Origin of the sequence: Streptomyces sp. NPDC056600, from assembly GCF_042792855.1 — a bacterium.
Classification (GTDB): domain Bacteria; phylum Actinomycetota; class Actinomycetes; order Streptomycetales; family Streptomycetaceae; genus Streptomyces.
Genome location: NZ_JBHTVQ010000121.1, coordinates 1 through 7,959, shown reverse-complemented (window position 1 = coordinate 7,959; position 7,959 = coordinate 1). Strand labels below are relative to the sequence as shown.

The 7,959-nt window shown below is 74.5% G+C and carries 5 protein-coding genes; 1 reads left to right on the top strand and 4 read right to left on the bottom strand.

Translation table 11 applies throughout. The annotated features are described in order from the left end of the window. Positions 1–67: 67 nt before the first annotated feature. Positions 68–1,114 carry a Yip1 family protein gene (locus tag ACFRAV_RS31090; protein WP_382560891.1) on the bottom strand — a complete coding sequence of 349 codons (1,047 nt, stop codon included), beginning with the start codon at positions 1,112–1,114 and terminating at the stop codon, positions 68–70. Positions 1,115–1,291: 177 nt separating this feature from the next. Between ACFRAV_RS31090 and ACFRAV_RS31085 the strand changes: the two genes are divergently transcribed. Continuing rightward, positions 1,292–2,746 carry an FG-GAP-like repeat-containing protein gene (locus tag ACFRAV_RS31085; RefSeq protein WP_382560889.1) on the top strand — a complete coding sequence of 485 codons (1,455 nt, stop codon included), beginning with the start codon at positions 1,292–1,294 and terminating at the stop codon, positions 2,744–2,746. Positions 2,747–2,850: 104 nt separating this feature from the next. On the opposite strand, the gene ACFRAV_RS31080 is transcribed toward ACFRAV_RS31085, so the two are convergent. The 3 genes from ACFRAV_RS31080 to ACFRAV_RS31070 form a co-directional block, all read right to left on the bottom strand. Next, entirely contained in the window at positions 2,851–4,335 is a 1,485-nt protein-coding gene (locus ACFRAV_RS31080; RefSeq protein WP_382560886.1) for an FG-GAP repeat protein, read from the bottom strand. 208 nt (positions 4,336–4,543) lie between these two features. Beyond that, on the bottom strand, positions 4,544–6,043 hold the full coding sequence (locus ACFRAV_RS31075) for an FG-GAP and VCBS repeat-containing protein (RefSeq protein ID WP_382560883.1): 1,500 nt from the start codon (positions 6,041–6,043) through the stop codon (positions 4,544–4,546). 124 nt (positions 6,044–6,167) lie between these two features. Continuing rightward, positions 6,168–7,760, bottom strand: a complete 1,593-nt coding sequence (locus ACFRAV_RS31070; protein ID WP_382560880.1) for an FG-GAP-like repeat-containing protein — start codon at positions 7,758–7,760, stop codon at positions 6,168–6,170. Positions 7,761–7,959 lie beyond the last annotated feature (199 nt).

Below are 7,959 nucleotides of genomic sequence, written 5' to 3'. Positions count from 1 at the left end.
GGCCCCCGACCGCGTGTGGCGGTCGGGGGCCTCTGCCGTGTCCGGGCGCGGCCGGCGGACGGCCGCGTCAGAAGGTGCCGAGCTTCACGATGGACAGCAGGGCGATCAGCTGGATCGCGGAGGCGCCGAGCGCCTTCGGCCAGGGGATCTCGTGCGAGCGGGTCACCATCAGCGTGAGCAGCACGCCGCAGCCCAGCCAGGTCAGCCAGCCGAGGACCTGGACCACCGGGGCGTCGCCGCCCATGAACATGGCGACCAGCAGACGCGGCGCGTCCGAGAGGCACATGATCAGCATCGACAGGCCCACCGTCGGCTGCCAGGCGCCGTTGCCCCCCAGCTGGCGGGCGACCGTGTGGGTGACCACGCCGAGGATGAAGGAGCTCAGGATCATCGCCAGGCCGGTCGCCAGCACGATCGGGATCGCCGTGCTGAGGGTGGCGTCTATGACGTCCTCGCGGGCGCCGTCGAAGCCGAAGACGGCGAGCAGGCCGTAGACGAAGGCGACGGTGACCGCCGGGCCCCACATGCGGTAGTCGCGCATGCGCAGGAAGGTCTGGTTGGGCGACAGGACGACGCCCTTCAGCAGCTCCTTCCAGTGCAGCGGCGGACCGATCGGGCCCGACGGGGCCTCCTCGCCGTACTGGCCGGCGTAGGGGTCCGCGTTCGGGCCGACCGAGAACGCCTGGGTGTGCCCCGGGTTGTTCGCCGCGTAGGGGTCGGGCCGGTGCGGGGCACGGCCGTGCCCCTGCGGGTGGCCGCCGCCGTACGCCGGACCCTGGTGGTGCGGGTGGTGCGGTCCGTCGTCGAAGTACTCCGGTCCGTCGCCGCCCGGCGCGCCGTAGCCACCGCCCGCGCCGCCCGCGCCGCCCGCGCCGCCGTAGGGCGGCCGCGGGGCGCCCTGGGGCGGGTACCCGTACGACGGCTGCCCGGCGGGCGGACCCTGCTGCCCGTAGGGCTGCTGCTGTCCGTACGCCTGCTGTCCCTGCGCGGGACGGTTGCCCCGTCCGCCGCGTCCGCTCCTGAATCCAGCCACGTCTTCGAACGTACCTGCTCCGGCGGTCCGGCGTGCGCCGGCGAGAGGGATGGGGACACCTTTGCTGCCGAGATGTGACATCCCGTAAGGGGAATCCCTGGGGCCGCCCCAGGGGCCCGCGCCTTCCGGCGGATGAACAGGAGCGGACCGCCGTGCAACCTTTCGCGGCCCGCCCGGGTCTTCCCTCAGGACCCACGCCTCGTGCGGTGGCTCCCCCCACCCGTCGGTGGCCCCCTGCCCGTCCCGACCGGAAGACACATGAAGAACAGAAGGCTTCTCCACACCGCCCTGGCGGCCGCGACAGCGACCGCCCTCACCGGCGGTCTCCTCTCCCTCACGGCCGCACCCGCGGTCGCCGCCACGGCCGGGTTCGCGGACGACTTCAACGGTGACGGCTACCGCGACCTCGTCACCACCGCGCACACCGCTACCGTCGGCGGAGCGCGTTCCGCGGGGGCGGTGGTCGTCAGCTACGGCTCGACCTCCGGCATCAGCGCCTCGCGGTCCAAGGTGATCAGCCAGAACACGAGCGGGATCCCGGGCGCCGCCGAGAAGGGCGACTACTTCGGCAGCGCCGTGGCCTCCGGCGACCTGAACGACGACGGGTACGCCGACCTGGTCGTCGGAGCCTCCGGCGAGGACGTCGGGGAGGACGCGAACGGCGGCACCGCCGTGGTGATCTGGGGAAGCGCCTCGGGTCTGTCCGGCGCGCGGACCGTCGGCGACCCCGACGTGTCCGGACACGACGCCTTCGGGCAGTCGCTGGCCGTGGGCGACTACAGCGGCGACGGCAGGGCCGACCTCGCCGTCGGCAGCTCGGGCAAGGGCGTCTGGATCCACAAGGGCGGCTTCACCAAGTCCTCCGGCGCCGCCTCGCGGTACAAGCTCACCGCTCCCGTGCAGACGGGGTCCGGCTACGGCGCGGTCTCCCTGCACACGGGTGACGTGAACGGTGACGGCGTCGCGGACCTGCTCGTCGACGGCATGTACCACCAGCAGCAGCCTCCGAGCGCCTACTCGGCCACCCTCGTGCACTTGGGCTCGCCCTCCGGGCTGGTCCTGCAGGCGCCGCTCCGCAGCGACATGCGGGCCGCCGTCGGCGACATCGACGGGGACGGCCGCGACGACGTGGTCACCGGCTCGTTCTGGGGCGGGTCGGAGGAGGAGGGCGTCGGCGGTTCGGTCGCCACCCACCTCGGCGGTGACGCGGGCGTCAGCCTTGAGGCGACGCAGACCATCGACCAGGACACCCCGGGAGTCCCGGGCGCCGGTGAGAGCAGCGACGGTTTCGGCTGGGCCGTCTCCCTCGGCGACATCGACGGCGACGGACGCGCCGACGCGGCCGTGTCCGCCCACTACGAGACCGTCGGTTCCGCCGCGCTCACCGGCTCGGTCCTGGTGTTCCGCGGCTCCCCCACGGGGCTGTCCACCAGCGACGCCGAGGTCTACCACCAGGACACCGCCGGGGTGCCCGGCGCCAACGAGGACGACGACCACTTCGGCTCCGCCGTCCGGCTGGCCGACCTGAACGGCGACCGTCACGCCGACCTCTCGGTCGGAGCCGGGGACGAGAACGGCGGAGCGGGAGCGGTGTGGAACCTGCGCGGCTCCTCCTCGGGCCTGACCACCGCGAACGCCGTCGGTTTCGGCGCCGCGAGTGCGGGCCTCTCCACCACCGGCTACGCCGCGTTCGGCGACACCATGCTCGACTGACGGGATCCGGGAACGACGCCGAGCCCGGTCCGGGGACGACACCCCGTACCGGGCTCGGCCGTGTCCGGGGCGCCGGCGGGCACCCGGGCCGTCACCCCGGGCCGTCAGTCGGAGAAGGTGCGGCCGAGGGTCGGGGTGTCGACGGGGGAGACGCCGAGGGCGGTGGGGGAGAGGGCGCGGGCGGTGGTGGTGATGCGGCCGCCGGCGGAGAGCAGGTGGAGGAGGGCGCCGTTGTGGTCGTTCTCGTAGGAGCCCGCGGTCAGGTCGGCGCGGCCGTCGCCGGTGACGTCGTCCAGCTCGACCGCGGCGCCGACCTGGTCGTACGGCTCCAGGGCCCCGGGCACGCCCGTGCTGCCCTGGTGGAGGGACAGGGCGCCCGTGGTGACGATGCCGCCGGGGCCGCCGCGCAGGACGAGCACCCGGCCGGCCCACGTCACCCCGTCGACGGTCTCGCCGGGCACGCCGACGGCCAGGTCGAGGTAGCCGTCCCCGTCGACGTCGCCGAGGTCCACGGAGTCGCCGAAGCGGTCGTCGCGCTCGCTCACGCCGGGGACGCCGGGGGTGTCCTGGTGGATGCCGGTGGTCCGGGCGGGGTCGAGGCCGCCGGGGGAGCCGTAGGTGATCCACACCAGGCCGCCGACCGCCCCGTGCGGGGTCTCCCAGCCGTCGCCCGGCTCACGGGTGGAGGCGCCGCTGACGACGTCCGCGTAGCCGTCCCGGTCGATGTCCGCGACGGTCGTGTCCACGCCTGGCCGGAGCTCCTGGTGGCCCTCGGTCCGCAGCCCGGACGCACCGCCGAGGAAGAGGAAGTTGTCGGTGTACGGGTGGGTCTCGCCCTGCTGGTAGCCGTTGACCACCAGGTCGGTGGCGCCGTCCCCGGTGACGTCGCCCGCGTGCAGCTCGGGCGCGCGGAACTCGTAGCCCTCGCGCTGGGGGACGAGCGGGGCGGTGAGGGCGTACGAGCCGCCGCGCGGGCCGGTCCGGTCGAAGCCGCCCTCGAGGACGTGCACGGTCGCCCTGTCGGAACCGACGGCCAGGTCGGTGGTGCCGTCCGCGTCGAAGTCGCCCGCCGCGAGCGAGTGGCCCCACCGGTCGTGGGTGCGCGGGGCGGGGTCCGTGAGCACCAGGGAGCCCTTGCCGGTGAGCCCGGCGGGGGAGCCCCACAGCAGGGTGACCATGCCGGCCTCGCTGTCGCCGGCAGTGTCCTCCCACGGGGTGCTCACGGCGAGGTCGTCGTACCCGTCGCCGTCGAAGTCGCCGTGGGCCAGGTCCCAGCCGAAGCCGTCGAGCCTCTCCGGCGTCCCGGTGACGCCGGCGCTGTTCTGCCCGATCACCGTGCGCCGGGTGGGGGAGACGCCGCCGCGGGCGCCGTACAGGACGACGACCTGCCCGGCGCGGGGGGCACCGGCGACGTACGCGCCGTGGGCGGAGGTGGCGATGTCGCCCTTCCCGTCGCCGTCGAAGTCGGGACGGTCGACGGCGGCCGAGTCGGCGGCCGCGACGGGGGCCGTCGAGGCCAGGGTGAGCAGCCCGCCGGTGAGGGCTGCCGCGGCGGCGGCCGCGAGTGCGGTGCGTGTTCTCCGGTTCATCGGTGATTCTCCAAAGCCACGCGGGTACCGCGTGGGGGGCCACGGTGCCCGGAAGGGATGCCGTGCGCCGGACGGCACGACTGACTGGTGGACACCGCGGACCACCCGTTGGTTGTAGCGCGGACGCGGAAGACCCCCGGCAGGACACCGCCGTGTCCTGCCGGGGGCCTCGTCCCGGTCGCCGGCCCGGGACCGGTCCGCGGACCGGTCAGTCGGCGAAGTTGACGCCGAAGCCCGGGTAGCCGGCGGTGGAGACGCCGACGGCGCTCGGGGATATCGAGCGCGAGCCGGAGGCGGTGATCTTGCCGGTGGTGGTGTTCACCGGCAGGTACACGACCGAGCCGTTGCCGTTCTCCCAGGAGCCCGCGACCAGGTCGGCGCGGCCGTCGCCGGTGACGTCGTCGAGCTTGACGTCCATGCCGAGGCTGTCGCCGGCCTCGTTGTCACCGGGGAAGCTCGCCGAGCCCTGGTGGAAGGACTGGGAGCCGGTGCCGGTGATGCCGGCGGCGGAGCCGTAGAGGACGACGACGCTGCCGGCGTCCTCGTGCCCGTCGACGTCCTCGCCGGGGACGCCGACCGCGAGGTCGAGGAAGCCGTCCTTGTTCACGTCGCCCAGGTCCAGCTCGTAGCCGAACATGTCGTCGGTCTCGGAGGAGCCGGGGACGCCGGAGGTGTCCTGGTTGATGGCGGTGATCTCGTCGACGCCGGTGCCGGTGCCGTAGGTGATCCACACCTGGCCGCCGCGGGCGCCGTACGGGGTGTCGCCGTACTCGTCGGACTCGTTCCACTCGGCGCCGCTGACGATGTCGCCGAAGCCGTCACGGTCGATGTCGCCGATCGCGGTGACGACGCCGGGTCGCAGCTCCTGGTAGCTCTCCTTCTGGAGGCCGGACTTGCCGCCCAGGAACAGGAAGTTGTGCGGGTAGCCGTCGAACTCGTCGAACTCCATGCCGTCGATCACCAGGTCGGTGGCGCCGTCGCCGGTGACGTCGCCGGCCTGCAGGTTGTACGGCGGCGGGACGTTCTGCGGGTCCGGCTCCCCGGTGTAGAGCGGGGTCTCCACGCCGTACCAGCCGCCGTTGGCGCCGGTCCGGGTGAAGCCGCCCTTGTAGACGTACAGCTTCGTCTTGGTGGTGGTGGCCGCCAGGTCGTTCCGGCCGTCGCCGTCGAAGTCGCCGACCGCGAGGTTGAGACCCCACTTGTCGTGCGAGGAGGAGGCGGGGTCCTTGACGGTGACGGAGCCGCTGCCGGTCAGGCCGGAGGCGGAGCCCCACAGGATGGTGATCGAGCCGGCGTCGGCGTCGCCCGTGACGTCCTCGCCGGGAGCGCCGACCGCGAGGTCGTCGCAGCCGTCCTTGTCGAAGTCGCCGTAGGCGGTGTCCTGGCCGAAGAAGTCCCCGGCCTCGGCGGCGCCGGGCACACCGGCGGTGTCCTGGCTGATGACGGTGCGCTTGCTGGAGGAGACACCGGTGCTGGTGCCGTACAGGGCGACGATCTGGCCGGCCTCGGCCTTGCCGCCGACGGTCGCCCAGGTCACGCCGGTGACGACGTCGCCCTTCTTGTCGCAGTTGAAGTCCGGCCGCAGCACGGTGGCCGCGTCGGCGGCGACGGCGGGGGCGGACGCCGCGGTGAACAGACCGCCGGTGAGGACGGCCGCGGCGGCGGTCGCCAGGGCGGTGCGCGAGGCGCGGTTCCTGAGGTGGTTCACGAGGTTCGATTCCTCCCGACGCGCTCGGCGCGTACGTGGTGCGGGCCGGCCTGGGGCCGGGGCGGAAAGACGGTTCGGTCGGTGACGGGTGCGGTGGGTGTGGTCGGTGTGGTCGGCGACCGGGTCAGTCGGCGAAGCGTTCGGCGAATCCCGGTGCCCACAGGTAGGAGTCGTGGCGGTCGGTGGGCCGGGCCGGGACACCGACCGAGGCGGGGGAGATGACGCGGGCGCCGGCGGTGGTGATCGCGCCCGTCCCGTCGGCGGGAAGGTACAGGATGCCGCCGACACCGTCCTCGCCCGGAACGGCCGCGATCAGGTCGGCCCGGCCGTCTCCGGTGACGTCGTCCAGCCGGAGGTCTTCGCCGAGGCGGTCGCCGCCTTGGTGACTGCCGGGGACGCCGGCCGTCTCCTGGTGGAGGTACCGGGCCCCGGCCGTGCCGATGCCGTCGGCGGTGCCGTGGAGGAGGACGACGGCGCCGGTGTCCCAGATGCCGTCGATGTTGTCGCCCGGGATGCCGATGGCCAGGTCGAGACGGCCGTCGGCGTCGACGTCACCGAGGGCCAGGCCGCCGCCGAACGCGTTGTCACCGGCCGAGGTCGGCGGGACTCCGGGGGCGCCGCGGGTGATGCCGGTGGCCCGGGAGGGGGCGAAGCCGGTCGGGGAACCGTAGGTGATCCAGACCTTGCCGCCCCGCGCGCCCTTCTCGGGTACGGTCCCGTCCGCCTCCTCGTCGTCCGTGTAACCGACCACGAGGTCGTCACAGCCGTCCCGGTCGAGGTCGCCGACCGCCTTGGCGACGCCGGGCGGCACGTCCTGGGTGCGGTCGAGCCGGGGACCGGCAGCGCCGCCGACGAGGAGGACGTTGGCGTCCCGCGAAGGCAGCCGGTTGCCGTCCCCGTCCGAGCGCAGCGCACGGACCCCCACGACGATGTCCGCGGCGCCGTCGCCGGTGAAGTCGCCGCTGTGGAGGGCGGTCGGACCCCACTCGCCCGGCACGGACCGGGTCCGGTGACCGCCGGTGGCGCCGGTCCTGGTGATACCGCCCTCCCACACGTGGACGGTGCTGTACTTCGAGGCGGCCGCCAGGTCCTCCTGGCCGTCGCCGTCGAAGTCACCGGCCGTGAGGTGGCTGCCCAGACGGTCGCCGCCGCGGGGCGCGGGCGCCTCGAGCCGGACGGCGCCGATGCCGGTCAGGCCGGAGGATGTGCCCCAGAGGATGGTCACCGTGCCGGCGTCCGCACGGCCGTGGCGGTCCTCGCCCGGTGAGCCGACGGCGAGGTCGGGGATGCCGTCACCGTCGAAGTCGCCCGAGGCCGTCGCCGCGCCGAACCGGTCGTCGGCCTCCGCGGTTCCGGGGACGCCCGGGGAGTCCTGGTCGACCACGGTGCTCCGTTCGCCGGACAGGCCGTTCGCCGTGCCACGGAGGGCGACGATCAGGCCGGCGGACTCCTCGTCCCCCACGCGGGCGTTGGCGGCGGAGGTGACGAGGTCGCCCTTCCCGTCCCCGTCGTGGTCGACGTCCGGGCGGTCGGGGTGGTGGCCGGTCTCCCCGGCGCCGGTGCGCCGGGCGCCGGGGCCTGCCTGGTCACCGGCCGCGTCCGGCGCCGCGCGGGAGTCGTCCACCGGGTCCGGCCGGCCTGCGAGGAGCAGGGCGCCGCCGACCGCGAGAGCGGCCGTGGCGGTGACCGCCAAGGCCGTGCGCGTCGTGCGGTTCATCTGGTTCTCCAAGCCACGCGGGACGGGGGCCGCCGCCCTTCGGCGGGCCGGCGTAGGTGAGACCCGTGACGGGCGGTGCGGGTTGTACGGCCGGGACACGGGATGTCGAAGTGGCGGGCGTCGGCCGACGCGGACCGTGAGGTGTGTGACCGGTCGGGCGGACCACCGGGCCGGCGGGAGGACGGCAGCGGCCGGGGCG